The 19923-nt window shown below is 70.1% G+C and carries 13 protein-coding genes; 5 read left to right on the top strand and 8 right to left on the bottom strand.

Annotation, left to right across the window (positions count from 1 at the left end; translation table 11 throughout):
- The 3 genes from K8V84_RS16275 to K8V84_RS16265 all read right to left on the bottom strand — a co-directional run bounded on the left by K8V84_RS16275 (nt 1) and on the right by K8V84_RS16265 (nt 7611).
- The gene (locus K8V84_RS16275) at nt 1-444 is read right to left on the bottom strand and encodes an acyl-CoA thioesterase (protein WP_304075808.1); all 444 of its coding nucleotides are present in this window, start codon (nt 442-444) and stop codon (nt 1-3) included.
- Nucleotides 444-6242, bottom strand: a complete 5799-nt coding sequence (locus K8V84_RS16270; RefSeq protein ID WP_304075807.1) for a type I polyketide synthase — start codon at nt 6240-6242, stop codon at nt 444-446. Before K8V84_RS16270 ends, K8V84_RS16275 begins: the two co-directional genes overlap by 1 nt.
- Nucleotides 6243-6861: 619 nt before the next feature.
- The gene (locus K8V84_RS16265) at nt 6862-7611 is read right to left on the bottom strand and encodes a hypothetical protein (protein ID WP_304075805.1); all 750 of its coding nucleotides are present in this window, start codon (nt 7609-7611) and stop codon (nt 6862-6864) included.
- A gap of 335 nt (nt 7612-7946) precedes the next feature.
- Here K8V84_RS16265 and K8V84_RS16260 point away from each other — a divergent pair, with 335 nt between their 5' ends.
- Nucleotides 7947-9326: an MATE family efflux transporter gene (locus K8V84_RS16260; protein ID WP_304075803.1), complete on the top strand. Its 1380-nt coding sequence runs from the start codon at nt 7947-7949 to the stop codon at nt 9324-9326.
- Here the strand turns inward: K8V84_RS16260 and K8V84_RS16255 are convergent.
- Nucleotides 9267-10778: an MFS transporter gene (locus K8V84_RS16255; protein WP_304075801.1), complete on the bottom strand. Its 1512-nt coding sequence runs from the start codon at nt 10776-10778 to the stop codon at nt 9267-9269. The two genes, K8V84_RS16260 and K8V84_RS16255, sit on opposite strands and share 60 nt — an antisense overlap.
- Nucleotides 10779-10925: 147 nt before the next feature.
- Between K8V84_RS16255 and K8V84_RS16250 the strand changes: the two genes are divergently transcribed.
- From K8V84_RS16250 to K8V84_RS16240, 3 genes are all read left to right on the top strand, one after another.
- Nucleotides 10926-11615 carry a TetR/AcrR family transcriptional regulator gene (locus tag K8V84_RS16250; RefSeq protein WP_304075799.1) on the top strand — a complete coding sequence of 230 codons (690 nt, stop codon included), beginning with the start codon at nt 10926-10928 and terminating at the stop codon, nt 11613-11615.
- 163 nt (nt 11616-11778) lie between these two features.
- Nucleotides 11779-14043 (top strand): transcriptional regulator, encoded by a 2265-nt coding sequence (locus tag K8V84_RS16245; protein ID WP_304075797.1) that lies wholly within the window; start codon nt 11779-11781, stop codon nt 14041-14043.
- A gap of 156 nt (nt 14044-14199) precedes the next feature.
- Complete coding sequence (locus K8V84_RS16240) at nt 14200-14427, top strand: hypothetical protein (protein ID WP_067605165.1); 228 nt, start codon at nt 14200-14202, stop codon at nt 14425-14427.
- Nucleotides 14428-14451: 24 nt separating this feature from the next.
- On the opposite strand, the gene K8V84_RS16235 is transcribed toward K8V84_RS16240, so the two are convergent.
- Both K8V84_RS16235 and K8V84_RS16230 read right to left on the bottom strand, forming a co-directional pair.
- Nucleotides 14452-15018, bottom strand: a complete 567-nt coding sequence (locus K8V84_RS16235) for a TetR/AcrR family transcriptional regulator (protein ID WP_369696639.1) — start codon at nt 15016-15018, stop codon at nt 14452-14454.
- 186 nt (nt 15019-15204) lie between these two features.
- Nucleotides 15205-16617 carry a GH1 family beta-glucosidase gene (locus K8V84_RS16230; protein WP_304075792.1) on the bottom strand — a complete coding sequence of 471 codons (1413 nt, stop codon included), beginning with the start codon at nt 16615-16617 and terminating at the stop codon, nt 15205-15207.
- Nucleotides 16618-16822: 205 nt separating this feature from the next.
- Between K8V84_RS16230 and K8V84_RS16225 the strand changes: the two genes are divergently transcribed.
- Nucleotides 16823-18361, top strand: a complete 1539-nt coding sequence (locus tag K8V84_RS16225; protein ID WP_304075790.1) for a hypothetical protein — start codon at nt 16823-16825, stop codon at nt 18359-18361.
- Between the two features lie 10 nt (nt 18362-18371).
- Here the strand turns inward: K8V84_RS16225 and K8V84_RS16220 are convergent, their stop codons facing one another.
- Both K8V84_RS16220 and K8V84_RS16215 read right to left on the bottom strand, forming a co-directional pair.
- Nucleotides 18372-19427 carry a magnesium and cobalt transport protein CorA gene (locus K8V84_RS16220; RefSeq protein WP_304075789.1) on the bottom strand — a complete coding sequence of 352 codons (1056 nt, stop codon included), beginning with the start codon at nt 19425-19427 and terminating at the stop codon, nt 18372-18374.
- Nucleotides 19424-19923 (bottom strand): alpha-ketoglutarate-dependent dioxygenase AlkB (locus K8V84_RS16215; protein ID WP_304075788.1); only part of this gene is annotated, 500 nt, incomplete at its 5' end. The genes K8V84_RS16220 and K8V84_RS16215, both read right to left, overlap by 4 nt.

Raw genomic sequence — 19923 nt, 5'->3', positions numbered from 1 at the left:
TCAGATCCCCCCTCGAACCGTGGTCCGGTACGGGGCGAGGGCCTCCCGCAGCTCCTCGGGGACCCGCGTGGGGGCCGTTTCGGTGTTCGGGCCGCGCATGCACGCGATCCGCTGCCCGCCCCGGGCCACGAGCGTCTCACCCTCCGGGTCCAGGCGGACGTAGTCGAAGACGAACCGGAGCTGGGTCTGGGTGAGTTCCTCCAACCGCATTCTGATCGAGAGTTCGTCGAAGGCGGTGATCTCCGCGAAGAACTCACAGTCCACCCGGAGGGTGAACAACTTCAGGTCGCCCTGGAGATCCGACAGGACGGCGGGAGCCCGTTCCTTGAGGAACATCTCCCGACAACGACCCTGCCACCGCAGGTAGTTGACGTAGTAGACGTTGCCCACCAGGTTGGTCTCCTCGAACCCGACGGTGTGGCGGATCTCGTAGTAGTCGGACATCAGCTCTCCTTACCGTGCAGGACCGCGAACACCACCGGATCGGGTCGACCGTTCAGGGTGGTGGCCCACGTGGCGATCCGTGCGTCCCCTGATGAAAGGACCACCCATCCGTGTTCGACCACCGACGTCAGAGTCAGGGATCGGCCGGTGTCGCCCACCTTGCGCAGGCACTCCAGGGCCCCCCACACACGCGTGGCGGCGGCGTGGCCGGACTCGCCCACCTGGTCGGCGACCAGGTCGCGCAGGGGTACCAGTCCCTTCCCGAGCAGCCCGCTCCACTCCGTCTCGGAACGCTCGGCGACCGGCTCCACATCGCAGGCGATCCGCCCCTCCCCCACCACGGCCAGGGTCACCCCGGCCCCGTGCGCGGCCGAGACCCGCGCTCCGGACACCTCGGGACGACCATCTGGTCGGTGGTGGACCCGGACCGGCCGGTTCAACGCCCGACCGACCGCCAGCTCGGTCACCACCCTGCGCTCCTCGGTGTCGGACCCCGCGTCGGGTTCGACGACCACGGCCCTAGAGCCGCCCAGGGCCCGTTCCAGTTCACGCTCCAGATGTGACCCGAGCAAGGAGGGCACCCACGGCCCCGGTCCCCCGGTACGGCGAACGGCGCGCAGTCGCAACCCTTCCCAGCGTTCGAGCAGGTCGCCGTCCGGATCGCTCACGTCGACGTCATAGACGTAGGAATCCCCCTCCTGGGAACGTTCTGCGGCCTCCAGGAGAACGTGTTCGGGTTCCTCCTGCCCCTGGGGACGGGCCAGGACGATCCGGTCGACCCCCTCAGGCAGCAGGGTCCCGTCGGGCACGCACGCCTGAAGGACGTGCATGGCGGCATCACGTACCCCGGGGTCGGCCAGGACGCGCTCTTGGGAGGAGAACGCCCCGAACCACGGCCCGGTCGCGGCCGTGGACAACTCCGCGGCCACGTGGCGGGCGCTCACCCTCCGGTAGGAGAGCAGACGCTGGAACCTCTTGCCCTGGAAGAGCACGTCACCGTACAGCTCGGAGGGGTCGACGGGAACCCTCGGTAGCGCGGGGGTCCCCCCGTGCCCGACCTTTCGGGCCCCTTCTCGGGACGTGCGCGGCCAACGAAGAACGGCACGGAAGTGATCGGTCCCGTACCCGGTCTCCTCACTACGGACGACGACCTCCACGGACTCGGTGTCGCGTACGAGCGCCGCCACGCGGATGGTGGTCGTGCCGCCGGGGCGGACGGCCACCGGGCGCAGAAAACGTGCCTCCTCCATCACCGGGGGTGCGGTGTGGCCACCGGCGGCCATGGCCACCTGCGCCATCGCCTCCATCCCGACCACAGCGGGAAAGAGCAGGTCACCGTCGAGCAGATGGTCGTCCAGATAGGGATCGTCGACGGAGGACAGGACGGCCTCCGTGACCAGTTCCACCCCGGGATAGTGGACCAGGATCCGATCCAGGAACCGGCCCAGGGGCGGCTCGGCCCCGAGCGTGTTCAGGGTCGGCAGACCACCGGTACGCCCGCTCACCACCAGGACCGGGCCGGCGGAGGGATCACCGAGGATCCGGTGCAGGACGTCGATGCCCTCCTCGGTGGAGATCGGGGTGATGCCGTCACGCATCAACGCCTCGACCACGCCCAGCCGTTCCCCCATACCCGCTCCGGACCAGACCGACCATTCGAGCGCCAACACCCGTGTGTGCGGGTTTTCCTGTCCGTAGCCGACGGTGATCTCACTGAGCCGGTCGTTGGCGGTGGCGTAGTGGGCCTCACCCCGCAGCCCGGCACGGCCGATGATGCTGCCGAAGGTGACGAGGAGACGGAGCCGGTCGGAATCGACCGCGTCGAGAACGACTCGCAGGCCGTCGACCTTGGGCGCGAGCGTCCGACGGAAATCGGCCTCGGTGAGCGAACCCAAGGCCGCCGGTTCGTTGCGTCCCGCTCCGTGCAACACCGCGGTGATCGGGCCCAGACGGCCCTGGGCCTCGCGCACCGCGGCACGGACCTCCTCGGGGCGGGTCACATCGGCTCGCAGGTAGACGATGCGGGCGCCGGCCGCCGTCATGCGTTCCAGGTTCTCGGAGAGCTCGGCGTCGTCCTCGGGAACGGCACGACCCACCAGGGCGAGGGCCGCACCGTACTCAGTGGCCAGGGACAGGGCGCACTCCGCGGTGATGCCCTTGCCACCCCCGGTGACCAGAACGACGTCGTCCGGACCGAGCGGTGTCCGCCGTCGCGCGGGTTCGGCCATACCGGTGACCCGCAGGACGGGGACGGTACGCTCACCCTGGGCGTCGTAACGGGCCTCGACGAACCCGTTCGTGGCCGCGACCTCGTCGATGACACGACGGACCGTCCGTTCCCGCTCCCGTTCGGATGCGGGTTCGGGGTCCGCCAGGGTGAGCACGGTTGTGTCGATCCCCGGAGCCTCCAGATGCAGGGTACGGGCCAGACCGGTGGCGCCCTCCCGACCCTGGACCACCGCGAACCGACCGCCACGCCCGGCCGCCAGCGCCGAACGCGCCGCGTCGAGCAGCATCCCCTCGTGGCCCTTCGCCCCGTCGCGGGGAAGGCACAGGAGGACTCCCTCCCCTGGTAGGGCATCGCGCAGGAGTCCGGCCAGGGGGTGACCGGTGGGGGCGTACACGCTCCACCCGCCCCCGTCGCCGAACCCGGGATCGGCGACCTTCGGCAGGGGTTCGCCGACCTGGACGACCTCGAAGGCTCGCACCCAGGAGGCGACACCGGGCACTTCGCCACCCGCCTCCCCTCCGTCAGCGGTCTCGGCCAGGGAGTCGACCATCGTGGCCAACTCCCCCAACGTGGAGGTGGCGTATCCAGAGGTCGCCTCCAATGGCGGCAAGCCCCGGTTCCGGGTGACCTCGTTGACGATCTGGCCGACCGTGATGGAACTCAGGTGCAGGTCGTCCAGGGGGCGCGTGCCCGCACCGACCATGCTCACGGGGAGTTCGACGCGTGCGGCGGCCAGGGTGCGAAGAAGCTCCAGGGTGTCCATGGCACCCTCCACACCGTCGGGACCGGGTCCTCCCGTGCCACCCGCCACACCGGTCGGGTGTTCGCCGCGTCCGACGTCCAGGACCGGTGCCGTCTCACAGGGGCTGGCCAGGAACTCGAACTCCTCGGGCAGTTCCCTGACCAACCGTCCAGCGAAGAGCGCCTCGGTGTCCACGGGCGCGCCGAGCGTGAAGGCGGCGGCCACCACGCGCAGGAAGGGGGCCAGCGACTCGGAGTCGGTGTCCACGGCCACCACCGGTACGTCCGCAGCCGCCGTGGCCGCCAGGCCCGAGAGCACGCGACCGGGTCCCACCTCGATGAGCAGGTCGGTACCCTCGGCGAGTCGTACGACGGCCTCGTGGAAGCGCACCGGCAGCACGATCTGCTCGCGCAGAAGAGCACGAAGGTCGGTGTCGGGGGTGAGCCGGTCCCCGGTCACCGTGGACACCACCCCCGATGACGGCGGTTCGAAGGATGTCGCATCGAGCCTGTGGTCCAGGGCCTGGGCCGAGGCCGCCACCAGGGGGGAGTGGAAGGCGTGGGAGACGTTGACCCGTGTGGCCGTGACGCCATCGGCGCGCGCCCGTTCACAGACACGCTCCACCGCGTCGACCGGACCGGACACCACGGTCTGTTCCGGTCCGTTGTACCCGGCCACCACCACCTCGGGCTCCGACGCCGCCAACGCCTCCACCCGGGCGGGGGAGACGGCCAGACCGGCCATCGCCCCGTCCGAACGACCCGTGTCCGCCATCGCCCGGCCGCGTGCCGCCGCCAGAGACAGGACCTCCGAGCCGTCCAAGGCCCCCGCCCAGTGCAGGGCGGTCAACTCGCCCAGGCTGTGTCCTGTGGCCCCCTCGGCCTGCACGCCCAGGTCGTCCAGAACAGCCATGGCCGCGAGCGATCCCGCCACGATCCGTGGCTGGGCCACCTCCGTGGCGACCTGGTCTCCCCCCTCGGGAAGTCCAGCGGAACCCAGGATGTCGTCGACCCGGGCGAAACGGCGGCGAAGGGCTCCGAACCGACCCGTCCCGGCACCCTGACCGGGGAAAAGGTAGCCGATGTTCGGGGACGTGGTCCGGTGGGCGAGAAAGAGGCCCGCCGCCGGCGCCACGGCCTCCGTCTCCCCCGCCTCCATCCGTTCGAGCAGCGTACGGATCGTCCGTTCGGCTTCCTCCGGGGAGGAGGCGACCACTGCCGCCCGTGCCGGCCCGCGGTCAGAGTCCCTCGCCAGGGCCGCTGCGAGGTCGGTGAGTTCGGCGTAGGAGAGCCGGGGCAACAGTCCCGCGAGCTCAGCCAACCGATCGCGAACCTCGGTGAGGGTCTCCCCGTCCACGACGAGCAGTTCGGCATCCTGACGGCCAGCGACCAGAGCACGGGTGCGGGCGGTCACTCCGGCCCCGCGTCGGTCGGGCGCGGCTTCCAGGGTGACATGCGTGTTGACGCCGCCGAAACCCATGGCGGAGACCCCGGCACGTACCGGTCGGTCCTCCGCCCAGGGAAGCGGTCGGTCCGGCACCGTCAACACCGCCGTCTCCACCTCCAGCAGGGGGTGCGGGTCGTGGTGACCGGTCGCGGGCGGGATCACGCCGTTGCGCACCACGAGCACCGCCTTGATCAGTCCCGCGATCCCGGCCGCCGCCTTGGTGTGACCGAAGTTGGCCTTCACCGAACCGAGTGCGGCGGGCTCGGCGGTGGGGTCGGCCGCTGTCCGGGCCCCGGACAGGGCCGCGAGCTCGGTAGCGTCGCCCAGGGCCGTACCCGTGCCGTGGCCCTCGAAGTATCCGACCGTCTCGACGCCGTACCCGGCTCGCGCATAGGCGCGTTCCAGGGCGAGCCGGTGCCCGCTCTCCTCGGGGCGGGTGATCCCGCCCCGACCGTCGGAGGAGACCCCCCACCCGGTGATCAGCGCGTGGATCCGCCGTCCCTGCGCGATCGCGTCCTCCTCGCGCATGAGGACGAGCGCGCCGGCCCCCTCACCCGGCCAGAAGCCGTTGGAGTCCTTGTCGTAGACCTTCATATCCCCGGTGGCCAGGGCACCTGTTTTGGCGAAACCGATCACCTCGAACGGGTCGATGGAGAGATCGACCCCACCCGCGAGTGCGGCGTCGAGGTCGCCCTCGGCCAGCGCAGTGGCGGCGGTGGCCACGGACAGAAGGGAGGAGGAACAGGCACCGTCTACGGTGTAGCCGCCACCACCGAGATCGAAGTGGTTGCAGACCCGACCGGCGATGGTGTTGGAGAGACCACCCGCCAGGGTGTCCTCGTCGATCCGAGGGAAGGGGGCCTTGTAGGAGGTCTCCAGGGTCTCCAGGAAACTCTCCGCCTCGGTCTCGTCCCAACCGTGTTCCAACAGGGCCGAGGCCACGGTCCGGCGGACGTAGGGCCAGCGCAGCCGCATCGTGTTGGCCCGGGAGAACTCTCCGGTGAGGCTGTTGCCGATCACCACCCCGGTGGATCGGCGCGGAAGCCCCTCCCCCTCCGGAAGACCCGCGTCCTCCAGTGCCCGGGACATCGTTTCCAGAGCCAGCCAATGCGTCATGTCCGTCGACCGGAAGGAGCTCCCGGAAACCCGATACCGCATCCGGTCGAAAGTGAACCCACGGAGCACTGCGGCCTTTTTCGAATAGAAACGATCCTCCGCACCAAGATCCTCGGACCAATAATCCGCGAGGTTCATCCGCTCGTCCGGAATTTTACGGAAGGCCCTCCTGCCAGAAAGCACGTTGTCCCAGAGTTCTCCGGGAGAATCAGCATCAGGGTAGGTCAGACCGACCCCCACGACGGCGATCCGATTTTTCTGCATGATCCGCACCACACGACTTCCGAAATTGGCAACAAGTCGTCAAGTTCAGAACAATCATGCGCAAGACCGGACGCAGTGTCTTCTCCCCTCGTGCTTTTCAGGGATCTCCCCATTACATAACATCGTGATCAATGATATGGATTCATGGGAGCATTACCGGTGTATCCCCTGCTCCGCTCCCCGCAGAGACCACCCCACCCCTGGCCGGTGGGACGTGGGCGCGGGTGAGCACCTTCGGGTCGTCGTCCACGCATGGCACCCGCGCGGTCCGGCACCGACCGGACATCGACCGCCGACATGCCCGGGACCAGGGCGGGACCATGTCTGTCGGGCCCCACCCGAAGCGGCCCCGACGCGACGGCGAGATAGGGTGAAGCACCGAAGAGATACATGCCGCGCCCGGAACTCCGGACGATCCGGCGTGCCGGTGCCGGGGACACGGCCCCCGGCACCCGGAGGACGACAAGTGAAGGAAACACCATGGTCGGAACCATCGGATTCGTACTCATGATCATCAGCCTGTCGATGATGATCATCTCCGGTCTCCTCGCGGCCGTCGTGAAGACCCGATAGCACCACGCCGGCGGGTGCGCCTCGATCGCACCCGCCGTCTCGCGCGCTAGCTCGGGTTCTCCACCGTTTCCAGGGCCAGACGCGCCACCTCCTGGCCGTCGGCCCCGGTGATCACCACCTCGTCGCCGACGATCTCGTACAGGGTCTGCCCGGACTCGGCCACGTAGCCCTCCTCGGACCGTTCCGCGGGCACGACCATCGCCTCGCCCTCACCGTCCAGGAACTCCCCGAAGTAGAACAGCTCCCCCACGCTGTTGGAGCACAGCATGATCCGGTGTCGCTCGGTCTCGTAGGCCGCCTCCAACGCGCCCGGCCCCTCCCCCGGCACCAGTTCCGAGACCCGGTCGGGGCAGAACTCCTCGACCACGGGCTCCCCCGGCGCTCCGGCCGTGTCCTCCCCGCCCAGGCGGGGCAGTATCCACACCAGGATCAACACCACCGCGCCGACCACCGCCAGAGTCAGAGCGCGCACCGTACCCTGCGGCCACCGCGGCGGGCCCCACTTCGACCGTCGACGGTGAAGGTCGGCCTCCGGCTCCCCACCGGTGTCGTCCGCCTTCGTGGTCGCCCCGCCCGAGCGGGCCCTCGCCGGGACGAACATCGAGCCCGGTTCCACACGTCGCGGCGGCTCCTCTGGGGAGGAGAAGGCCGTGCTCTCGGCCGGGGCCAACAGGTCACCCTCGTCGGACTCTCCGCGCGTACCCACGGCGCGCACCGTGTCGCACACCATGCAGGTGTGCTTGGACGGTTCGTTGCGGGCGGCGCACATGCCGCACCGCCAGAACCCCACTGCCATGCGTACGCGCTCCTCCACCACGTGGCGGCCCGACCGTCGTCTCGGCCGCCGGATCAGAGAACATGCAACACCCACGGGTACACGCGCACAAGGGGAAAGACCACACGAGCGACACCTCACACCCGTAACGGACCACGAGGCCGGTTCGGGACATCCGTCCACTACGCCCCGAACCGACCTCTGCGCGGGAGAACCACGCGAGGACAGCCTACGGAACCCGGTACGCCAATGAACTCGGGCTCCCAAATCCGCACCTTTATGACGTAGATTGCCTGATTCGCCCGAGTTCTCGCGCTGGTAGGTTGACGCCGACCCGTCGAGCACGAAAGCAGACCATGTCCCCCTCGGCCGATGCCCACGGTTCCCCCGACGAACCCTCCCTGGACAACGCCGCCCCTCGCCCCCTCTCCGCCCTGGTCAAGGACATCTCGGCCAAGACGTTCCCGCTGTACCTGTCGATGGTCGCCGGCGTCGTCGGCACCCTGGTCACCGCCGCCGTCCTGGGTCACGCCGGCACCGCGTCCCTGGCCGCCTACGCGATGACCATCGCCGTGTTCAACCCGGCCATCATGGTCGTCCAAGGCGCGCTGCGAGGCTCCATGCCGTTCGTCGCCCAGAGCGGCGACGATCCCGGTGAGCTCGAATCCACCTTCCGCGACGCGATGTGGCTGGCCCTGTGCGCCGGTGCCCTGGGCGGCCTGGCCGTGACCGCCGTCCCCGTTCTGTCCACGCTCATCGGCGTACCCGAGGCGACCGTCGCCGCCTTCGGCCCCTTCCCCTACCTCATGGCCCTCACCCTGGTGGTCGTCTCGTTCCAGACCTCGGCCACCACGTTGCTGATCGCCCTGGGCCGTTCCAAGGAGGCCATGTGGGTGGGCCTGGTCAACACCGGTTCCTCGATCGTGCTCATCCCGTCGCTGGTCCTGGGGCCGGGTCCGCTGCCCACCCTGGGCATGACCGGCGCGGGCGTGGCCATGTTCGTCAACGCCACCGCCGCTCTGGCCACGGCCCACCTGTTGCTGCGCCGACGCACCGCCTTGGACGGGCACCGCGTCGGCCTGGGTCGGCCCGTCTGGAGCACCGTGTGGCGCATGGCCCGGGTCGGGCTGCCCATGGGCTCCACCATGCTCATCAAGTTCGGCGTCCTGGGCGTGCTGGCGATGGCCGCGGCGACCGCCGGCGTGGCCGACGCCGCCGCCCACCAGATCATGGTCACCCTGGCCACGTTCGTGTTCCTACCGGCCACGGCGGTGGGTCAGGCGACCGTGCCGTTCATGGCGCGGGCCGCCGCCGACGCAGGCCGACACGGGTTCGGACAGGTGCGCCGATCCCTGGCCGCCGGGATCTGTCTGGCCCTGCCGGTGGTGGCGGCCGGTGTGCTGCTGGTCCTCCTGGTGGCCCGCCCGTTGCTGGGCGTGTTCACCCCCGACCCTCAGGTGCAGGCATTGGTGATCGGGCTGTTGCCGGTGTTGTTCGTCGTGGTGGTGGCCGACGGGGCCCAGGCCCTGCCCGGCATGGGTCTGCTCGCCCTCAAGCGCACCTCCCCGACCCTGTACACGTTCGCGGTCTGTTTCGGGCTGTTGGCCCTGGTGGCCTTCCCCGCCGCGGCCGGTGGCGGGCTGGCCTGGCTCTGGTCCGCCTACGCGGTGGCCTCCCTAGGGCTGGTCCTGGGCCAGGGCGGAAGCTTCCTTCGGTTCACCTCCGCGCGCTCCTGACCTTTGGACGGGTTCGGGCTCGACGGGTGCGGTGGCCTTGGCGCGGCCGGGCAGGAAGGCGGCGATGACGAACGCGGTCAGCGCGGCCAGGGCTCCCAGGCCAAGGATCAGGGTGAAGGCGTCGCGCGCCGGGAAGACCTCTCCTCCCGCGCTCATGGTCACGTTGGCGATGACCACGCCGGCCACGGCACTGGCCACGGAGGTGCCGATGGATCGCATCAGGGTGTTGAGGCTGTTGGCCGCCGCGGTCTCCGAAAGGGGCACGGCCGCCATGACCAGGGCGGGCATGGCCCCGTAGGCCAGGCCCACGCCCGCTCCGATGATGGTGGAGGCGATCATGAGCTGCCAGAGCCCGGACATGAGGACCACGCTCATGCCATAGCCCGAAGCGACCAGCAGGGCGCCGGCCATCAGGGTCGTCTTCGGCCCCCTGGCTCGGGAGATGCGCGCCGAGATCGGCGACATCGCCATCATCACCAGGCCGTTCGGCGCCATCACCAGGCCCGCGATCAGGATCGTCCGTCCGAAGCCGTATCCGGTGACCTCCGGCAGCTGGATCACCTGGGGCACGACCAGGGACATCGCGAACATCGAGAAACCGAACATCACGGAGGCGGTGTTGGTCAGCAGTACCTGGCGTCGCACGCTGACGCGCAGATCCACCAGCGGCTGCGAGGTGCGCAGCTCCCACCACCCCCAGACCACGAGCACCACGGCCGCGACGACGAGCATCGCGCCCGGAACACCGCTTCCCCAGCCCCAGTCGGAACCCTTGGAGACGGCGAGCAGCAGCAGGAGCAGGGCGACCGACAGTCCCAGGGATCCGATCAGGTCGAACCTGCCACCGGTACGGACCCCGGTGTCGGGGATCAGCAGGCGGACCAGGACCCCGGCGACGGCCGCCAGCGCAGCGGCGACCCAGAACATGACGTGCCAGTCCGCCTTCTGCACGACGAACGCGGCGGCGGGCAGCCCCAGCGCGCCACCCACTCCGAGCGAGGCGCTCATCAGCGCGGTCGCCCCACCGAGCCGCTCGGGCGGAAGCACGTCGCGCATGATGCTGATGCCCAGGGGGATCACACCCGCCGCCAGGCCCTGGAGCACGCGTCCGACCACCATGATCGACAGGTTCGTGGCCAGGGCGCAGAACACGGACCCGGCCACCAGCACGGCGAGGCTGATCAGCAGCATGCGGCGCTTGCCGTACATGTCCCCCAGACGGCCGACGGTCGGGGTGGCGATCGCAGCGGCGAGCAACGTGGCGGTGATCGCCCAGGCGGTGTCGCCGGGGGTGGCTCCCAGGAGTTCGGGGAGCACCGGTACCAGGGGGATGACCAGGGTCTGCATGAGCGAGACGACGATGCCCCCGAAGGCCAGAACCGCGACGACCACTTGCGGCCGCAGGCGTGAACCCGTCTCGTCGGGTGTGGCCTCGTCGAAAGCTCGTTTCATGGAGCGGATCCCCGTTTCCGAACGCACGATGATGGCACCCGACTTTTAAGTCAGGTGCATGAATTAAAATCACTGTAGGGGGTCGAAGGCCCCCACTCGCCCATCGTGGCGAGCAACGACGACGAGCACGCCGATACGGTGGATCCCATGAGTGGCAGCGTGACGAGGTCGGGCAGGGTCGCCGCGACAAGGGAGAGGATCCTGGTCGCGGCCGAGCGGCTCTTCGCCGAGCACGGCCCCTCCGGTGTGTCCAACCGACGGATCGGACAGGCCGCGGACCAGGGGAACAACACCGCGGTCACCTACCATTTCGGTTCCAAGGCCGGCCTGGTCCTCGCCATCGCGCGCAGGCACACCGAACCGATCGAAGAGATCCGTCTTCACATGGTGTCGAGCGTCGAGGGCTCCACCGAGGCCAGGGACTGGGTCGCCTGCATGGTGGAACCCTTCGCCCGACACCTCGCCGACCTGGGCACCCCCTCCTGGTACGCGAGGTTCACCGCCCAGGTGATGGGCGACCTCTCCCTACGCAGGATCGTGAGCCGGGAGGCCCTCGGCCGCCCTTCCCTGGTACGAGCGGGGGAAGCACTGCACGCATGCCTTCCCGACCTGCCCGACCAGACCCGCGCCGAACGCCAGGACATGGCGCGTCAACTCATGATCCACACGTTGGCCGAGCGCGAGCGTGCACTGAGCGAGGGGGTCGACACCCCCCAGGGCTCCTGGCGGCGCGCCGCCGTCGGACTGACCGACGCCCTCACCGGTCTGTGGCTCGCCCCCGTCACCGAGGTCTGCGAACCGGCCGAGCAGAAGCCCGCGCGGTCCGCGCGCTCCTGAACACCCGTGCGCTCGCACAGGCCCCGGATGAGGGCTTCCGCACCCGCGGCCCGGGCGCTAGTGTGCGATCAGGCCCCGCATGGGGCGCCACGGTGCGTAGCTCAGCAGTAGAGCGCCCGGCTCTAGCCCGGGAGGGCGCGGGGGCGGAACCCGCCGCACCGGCATGGAACACCGACCTCCCGTCCACGTCGGCCCGACCTACCCCGCGAGCCGACTCGCCGAGGCGCTGAGCACCGCCGCCTCCCACGACGACCCGGACGTGCGCCGGGCCGCCGAGCGGCGTGCCGCGTCCTGGCTGCGCGTCCTGGGCGGTATGAGCGACGGCGCCCTGACCGTCGGGTCGCGCACCCCGGTCCGGGACCTGCCCGCGTGGGTCACCCCCGAGGTCGTCCACGGTGGTTTCGCCACCGGCGCGGCCGCGGCCGGTGGCCCGCTGCGCCCGCACGAACTCGAACTCATCGAACGGCACGGACTCAGGGCCGACCGCGGTTCGTTGTATTCCCACCACCTGACCGAGACCGGGCTGGCCCACCTGGGTGCGCTGCTCGACAGCGGCGGCTACGAACTCGACCAGCCCGAACAGGCCGCGCTGCTGACCGTGGTGTGGCTGCTGCGGGCCGAGAACACCGCCGCCGCCCTGCGTCTGCTGAGCGCCCTGGACCCCTTCGCCGCGTCACTGTGCCTGACCCCGCGCCCGGCCCCGGTCGTGGACCTGCCCGAGGGTTCGGTCTTCCGCTGGTCGGTGGCGCAGGTGCGTACCGGGTTGGACAGGATCGCCCGTAAGCCCGCCCCTCGTCCCACCGCCCAACGCGAGGCGCTGCGCGTGTGGAACCCCTTCGCCGACCGGGTCCTGGCGCACTGGTGGGAGACGGTCCGGGACGGGGTGGTCGACTCGCACCGTCCCGAGGGCTGGGAGACGCGCGGCACCGGCCTGCTGGCGGAGTACGAGCTGCTGGCCGCCGAGCACACCCTGTGTTCCAAGCACCGTGATCCCGAGGAGAACCTGGGCATCCTGCTCACCGCACTGCGCGAGAGGCTCTCCGAGGAAGGGTTGAGCGCACGCCGACGCGGACTGCTCCGGCACGCGGTGGAGTCCATGATCGCCAAGCGGGGCGTGCCCGGTTCCGCCGAGCACACCGCCCTGCGCGACGCCCAGGCCGTGCAGGCGGCGCCGCCCACCCACGACGTGTTCGCGAGCATGCTGTTGGAGCGGTTGTCCGCCTTCGCCGCCAACTCCGGTCTGGCCGACCCCGAGCCCGTCCTGGCGCCGGTCTCTCCCCGGGAGGCGCGAGAGTTCGACATACCCGAGGCCACGGCGATCCCGACCCCCCTGCGTGAGCGAGTGGAACGGGCGGTCATCGCCCCCCTGGACTCCCTGGTGGAACGCGGGCTGATCCCCTCCGCCGAGGTGCTGGCCTCGCTGGTGCCCACCTTGGCCGCCACCGCCGAGGCCGCCGCGATCGAGGACCCGACCCTGAACCGCCTGGTGGCCGTGCACCACCGCGCGTTCGCCGCACGGCGTTCCCTGCTGTTACTGAACCTGTCCTCCCAGGTGCGGCGGGAGGAGCTGCCCTGGGTCCGGGAGGCGGCACCCCACCAGGCCACGGACGATCTGCGCCGGTCCGCGGCCCGGGCCCTCATCACGCGCCTGGGCGAGACGACACTGACCCGTTTCCCGGGGACCATCACGCCCAACCCGCTGGTGCGCGAGCTCAACGGACTGGCCGGCACCGCCGACTCACCGGTGCGGTTCGTGGAGGAGTTGGCCGCAGACATCTTCATGCGCGACTTCTCCGCCAAGTTCGTACGGGCCGCCAAGGCGGCCGCGGAACTGCTGGGCGATGGCCTCTACGCCCGCTACTACGGGATCGACACCGCCCAGGTGCTCGCCTTGGACGACGAGCACGATCCGTCCGGCTTCGCGGCCCTGTGCGTCGAACGGGCCGGCGAACCCGAGTGGTCGGTACCCGGCAACGGCATGATCATCGAACAGGCCCAGATCCTGACCACGCACAACCTGGCGGCCCTGACCCTGTCCGGCGCGCGCCCCACCGACGGCTGGGCCGAGGCCGCGCGCCGGGCGCACCTGCACACGGTGCGGCTGGTCGAGACGCTACCGAGGATCTTCGACGTCCTGGCCCACGTGAAGAACGCCGCGTTCTCCTGGCGCCAGACGGTGTTCCTGTTGTCCCGTTGCTCTCCCGAGGAACAGCGCGAGAGCGTGGAGTGGATGTGGCACCTGTCCCAAGAGCAACCGTCCCATGTGCGTGATCGCCTGGCCCCGGTGTTGGCCGGGCTGCGCTCGGCTGTGGCGGGACGACCCCCCGATTCGGAGGGGGGCACGATGTTCCTGGGGTGGACGACACGGCCGCACTGGATGTCGGCGATCGCCCCGGAGGCGCTACGCTCCCCCAAGGGCGCGGTTTGAACCGACAAAGCCGACAGGTGGCCGGATCCGGCCATCCACACGTGAGCGTGCACGTGCACCTGCACCGCCGGTGATAACACTGGAGTACGCAGTCGCCCGCCTCGACCCAGAGGTCGGCTCCGCCGTCGGCCACGCGCCGTAGTTAGGGTGAGACGCATGTCGATATGGGCGCGGGGAGACCGCACCGGGAGGGTCGGTGAGGCCCTCCTGATGTTGGAGGGGCAGGGCATCATCGACGGGCTGGAGATCCTCCCCTCCGAGGACAAGCCCTACCGCGTCCGTGTTCCCGCCGGCATCGTGCACATGGACGAGGACGAGGCCTCCATGTTCGCCCTGGGCGCGGTCGTCGGCGCCTTCGGGGACGTGGCCCGCCAGCGCGCCTGATCCGACCGTCCCGCCCTCGGGCCCCTACCTGCGGCCCATGGTCCGCAGGATCGCGTCCAGCAACAGGTCCCGGACCAAGGTGCGGTGTTCGGGGTCGTGCGGGACCGTCAGCTCGTTGTTGAAGGTGGACAGGCACATGCCCACCGTCATCTCGGCCAAGGGTCCGGCCGGACGCCCGTCCTTGGGCAGCTCCTCCACGAAACGGGCGACCTCGATGGCCTCGCGGACCGCCTCGATCCACGGTTCGATGCGCTCACGCCACCACGTCCGCTGGGGTCCGGGCTCCGCGCCCATCCCCGAGGCCGCCGCGAGCAGCGCGCCGGACTCCAGCCACAGCCTGATCCAGCCGTCGACCAGACGCCCCATGTAGCCGTCGATGGACTCCATGCGCCCGAACGTCAGGTCCACCTGGGAGGCGAACGCGGTCAAGCGCACGTCCACCGCCGCCTGGAGCACCTGGTTCTTGTGGTTGTAGTAGCGGTAGACGGTGGAGCGGTCGATGTCGACGCCCTCGGTGATCTCCTTGTAGGTGATCTGGCTGAAGGGCTTGGTGCGCAGCAGTTCCACGAGGCTGTTCTGCAGCTGGAGCATGCGCTGCGCGGCGCGCAGGCTCCCGCTGGTCCCCGGACTCGAATCCTGCGGCACCGTCATACCCGATCCGTCCGTCATGGGCTCCCACGGCCCTCGCGTAACTGACGGAGTCCAGCTTGCCCCAGATCGAAACGGATGCCAACACGGCGTTGGCCACCGGGACACCCTTGTGGAACGGGGTTCCGGTCAGGCACCGGCGGCTTTCGCGCGCGCGGCCCGGTGGGCGGTCAGGTAGTCGCGATACCAGTGGAAGCTGTCCTTGGGGTGGCGCTCCAACAGGTCGTAGTCGACCCGCACCAGGCCGAACCGGCGATCGTACCCATAGGCCCATTCGAAGTTGTCCAACAACGACCACACGAAGTACCCGCGCACGTCCACCCCGGCCTCGATGGCGCGGCCCAGCGCCGCCAGGTGGTCGCGCAGGTAGTCGACGCGATCGGTGTCGCGCACGCGTCCGGTCTCGTCGGGGGCGTCGGGTTCGGCCGACCCGTTCTCGGTGATGAGGATGGGTGGCAGGCCCGGGTAGCGGCGGTCCAGGTCGACGAGCAGCTCGGTGAAGCTCTCGGGCACCACGGGCCATCCCATGGTGGTGTGTCGGACCCCCTCGTAGGGGACCTGTTCCACCCCGATGTCGACGGCGGTGCGTCGGGCCGGGTCGGGTTCGACGTGCGGGGCGTCGCGCAGCATGATCGGTCGGTAGAAGTTGACCCCGAGGAAGTCCAGGGGCTGACCGATGATCTCCAGGTCGCCCTCGACACGGTGGGCGCCGTCGGCGAGCGCGCCCCACACCTCCTTCTCGTTGCCGGGGTAGGCGCCGGTGAAGATGGGGTCGAACCAGGTGCGGTTGTGCAGGGTGCGGGCCCGCTCCACGGCGGCGCGGTCGGCCTCGGAGTCGGTGGCGGGCACCAGGTGGTCGGGGTTGAGGGTGATGCCGACCTCTCCCGCGGCGGCCGCGCGCAGTTCACCGACGGCCATGCCATGGGCCAGGAGCAGGTGGTGGGCGACGGCCAGGGCGGGCGCTCCCTCCTTGGTCCCGGGAGCGTGGCGCCCGATGGCGTGCCCGACGAACGCCGAGCAGAAGGGTTCGTTGAGGGTGATCCACCGGTTGACGCGGTCACCGAGGCGTTCGGCGACGATCGCGGTGTATTCGGCGAAGCGGTGCGCGGTGTCGCGGACCCGCCAGCCGCCCTCGTCCTCCAGGGCCTGGGGCAGGTCCCAGTGGTAGAGGGTGAGCACGGGTTCGATGCCGGCGCCCAGGATGGTGTCGACCAGTCGGTCGTAGAAGGCGAGCCCCTCGGGGTTGGGGCGGCCCCGGCCGGTGGGTTGCACCCGCGGCCAGGAGACCGAGAAGCGGTACAGGTCCACGCCCAGTTCGGCGAGCAGGGCGACGTCCTCGCCATAACGGTGGTAGTGGTCGCAGGACACGTCGCCGCTCTCGCCACGGGCCACGCGCCCGGGGGTGCGGCAGTAGGTGTCCCAGATCGAGGGACCCCGACCGCCTTCGTCGGCCGCGCCTTCGACCTGGTAGGCGGCGGTGGCGGTGCCGAAGAGGAGTTCGGCGGGGAGCACGGGGTCTGCCTGGGGGTACGGGCCGGCCATAGGGTTCACCCTTTCTTGGGAGCGCTCCCAATTGTGATCCACTCGACCCCGAAGATCAATCACCACCGCGCGTTCGGTCGGGCACGCACGGTGACGAAGAAAAGGCTATCGAGACGAGACCTCGCGTGCCGAACCGGATCGGACCCGGCACCGTCACAACCTCCAGCGCGCCCCGTCCCCCGCGCGCCGTAGAAAGGGCGAAGGCATGAGTTGGACCGACTACTCACAGAACGTGCGCATCCGTGACCTGGAGGAGAGTCTCGACAGCGCACACTCACAGATGGCCCGCGAGCGCAGCCGCATGCGCTCGGAACTGGGCCGGCTCAGGGGGAGTCTGGAACAACGACTGAATCGCGTCTCCGCCACCCTGGACGCCTTCATCGAACTCAGCGACCTGCGCGTCACCCTCACCATGTTCGACGGTGCCGCCATCGCCCGACACCGCACACTACAGATGATCGACGGCTCCGTACCGGGGAGCCTCGAACTCGACGACGTGCCCGGCTACTGGCTGGTGCCGGCCGCCCGAGGCCTGCACGCCCTGCTCCTCGGCGACCTCGCACGAGCGCGGGTCCGCTTCGACGAGGCCGCCACGATCGACCCCGAACGCGCCGGCTGCTTCAGCGCCCTGGCCGCCGCGCTCACCAGCGCCGAACACGCCCGAGCCCTGGGCGAGAACACGGCCGCCGACCTCCTCCCCCACCTGCCGGCACCAAGTGCCCGACTCACGCGTGGCCGGCGCGCCCTGTGGTTGCTGATCGCCGACGGTTCCCTCGGCGACGACGCCCGCGAACGGCTCCTGCTGTCCACCCTGCGCCACTGGTCGGCCGAGGGTGTCCGGGCCCCGAAGGTGGAGGCCTGGTTCTCGTCCGCGCCCGCCGGTCGCCGACCCCGATCCGAAGATGGGCTCGCCGCGCGTTCCGGTGCGGCCCGCAGCCTCGCCGAGGTGCGCGAACGTATCACCCGCGTCACCACGCTCAGTAACGAGGACGGCCCCGCCGAGGTGCTGGCGCCGGACCAGGACAGCGCCGACTTCCTCCTGCAGACCCTGCGCCTGCTGGTGGAGGAGGGCAGTCCGGAGGAGGCGCCCCTGATCGCCGAGGCCAACCGGCTGCGCGCGGTGATCGAGGGTTCCGGTGAGGAGACCGTCCTGCCCTCCTGGGATGAGAACGTCGAGGAGGTCGGCACCCTGCTCCAACGCGACCTGGTCTCCGAGAAGGCACCCCCGCACCGTCGGACCTTCGCACTGGTGTTGCAACGCGGTGCCGTGCTGGAGGGCGCCGAGGAACTGGCGGCCCGGGCCACCGAGTCGATGCCCGACCGGACCAGCGTGACCCTGCGGGGCACCTCCGTCACCATCACCGCCTCCGGCGCGGACCACGGACAACTGGAGCAGGCCCGGAAGAAGGCCGAGGTCGCGGCCACCCCCGGCAACGACTCCCGCACCATGCTGTGGATCGCGACGGCCACGGCCGGCGTGCTGCTGATCCTGTCGTTGCTGACGATGCACGGTGTCCTGTGGTTCCTGACCCTGGTCGCGCTGGGCGGCATCGGGCTGGCCTACCACTCCGCCTCCAAGGAACAGGAGAACACCGAGCAGGTCCGCGCCCGTGAACTGCGCCGGATGGACGATCAGGTCGAAAAGGCGGTCCGGGAGTGGCGCGAGGGCCGGGCCGAGGCCGAGCGGAACCGGGCCCGGGCGAGGGAGGACCTGGAGGAGATCCGTCGACTGCTCAATCCGTGAGGGCCTCTCCCTACAACCACCCGTTGCGTCTGAAGACCACGTACAAAAGGAAACTGACCAGGGCCATGGCTGCCAGGGTGAGCGGCCACGTGAACAACCAGTGGAAGCCCGGTCTGGGGGCGATGTTCATCCCATAGACCGAGGAGATCAGCGTGGGCACCACCAGGATGCCGCCCCAGGAGGACACCTTCCTCATCACCTCGTTCTGGGCCTGGTCCACGAGGCTGCTCTCCACCGCCATGATGTCCTGCAGGAGTTGACGGAAGCCGTCCACGCGTTCGCGAATCGCGGCCACGTGGTCGGCGACGTCGCGCAGGTAGGCGATCAGTCCACCTCGCGCCTCCCCCTCCGATCGCTCCCAGCGCCCGGTGAGCTCGTTCAGGATCTCGCCGAGCGGGTCCACGGCCCGTTGCAGGATGATGACCTCGCGCATCAGGCGGTAGATACGTCGTGAGACACCCTTCTCCTCGTTGAAGACCTGGTTCTCCACTTCGTCCACGTCCTCTTGGAGTCCGGCGACCGCCGGCGCGTAGTCGTCGACCACACGGTCCAGGACGGCGTAGACGATTCCGAGCGTGCCCCGCTCCCTCAGGTTCGCGTGTTCCGCCAGGCGGGTGCGGATCCTGCCGAGGTCCGGCCCGACCCCGTGGCGGAGGGTGACCACGAGGGATCGGGTGCCGAAGACATGGAGCTCACCGACCCGCAGCCTCTCCTGCTCCTCGTCGTAGACCGTCGGACGCAGGGCCACGAACAGGGTGTCGCCGTAGGTCTCGATCTTGGGTCGTTGGTGGGCCACGATCGCGTCCTCAACCGCCAGGTGGGGCAGGTCGAAGTGGCCGGCGGCCTCCTCCACCTGAGCACGGTTGGGTTCGGTCAGCGCGATCCACGCCACCGAGGCCGGCTCCGCGGTGAGCGCCTCGTCGACCTCGGCGAAGGTGGCGACCTCACGCGAGGGCACCCCCTCCCGGTACAGGATGATCCTGAGTTCCCCGGGCGGCGCGTCGGCGGGCAGGACGGCGTCCTTCCTGCCCAGGGCCATGATGCGCTCGGGCGCGGATTCGGTCATGGGTCGGCCTCCTTCGGTTCTCCCCACGCCCGATCCTGGCCAAAGCGGGGACCTTCGGCCAGGAGGACACGCTCTACCCGGTCGCCGATCCCGGAAGCCCGAACGGTGATGTTGAGCCGCCCCCGCAGGCCGAGAGCGGGATCGGCGGTACCGGGGCGGACCCGGGGCACCCCGTGGTAGGCCATCCGGGAGGGGCCGCCGAAGACGAACAGGTCACCGCTGCGCAGTTCGACGTCGGTGTAGGGCCGGTTGCGGTTCTCGGTGTTGCCGAAGCGGAACACGCACGTGTCGCCGAGGCTGGCCGAGACCACGGGGGCGCGGGAGAGTTCGTCGCGGTCCTGGTGCATGCCCATGCGGGCGTCGGCGTCGTAGAAGTTGACCAGCGCGACGTCGTAGGGGTCGCCCTCGTGGGGCACTCCGTAGGCCTCCCGGACCGCGCGTTCGGCCAGGTCGCCCAGCAGGTCGGGGAAGGGCCGAACGGGGGTCCCGTCGGGTA

The sequence above is a fragment of the Nocardiopsis listeri genome, from assembly GCF_020741345.1.
Taxonomy (GTDB): Bacteria; Actinomycetota; Actinomycetes; order Streptosporangiales; family Streptosporangiaceae; genus Nocardiopsis; species Nocardiopsis listeri_A.
The sequence above is the reverse complement of the archived record's forward strand: the minus strand, read 5'-3'. Positions and strand labels throughout refer to the sequence as shown.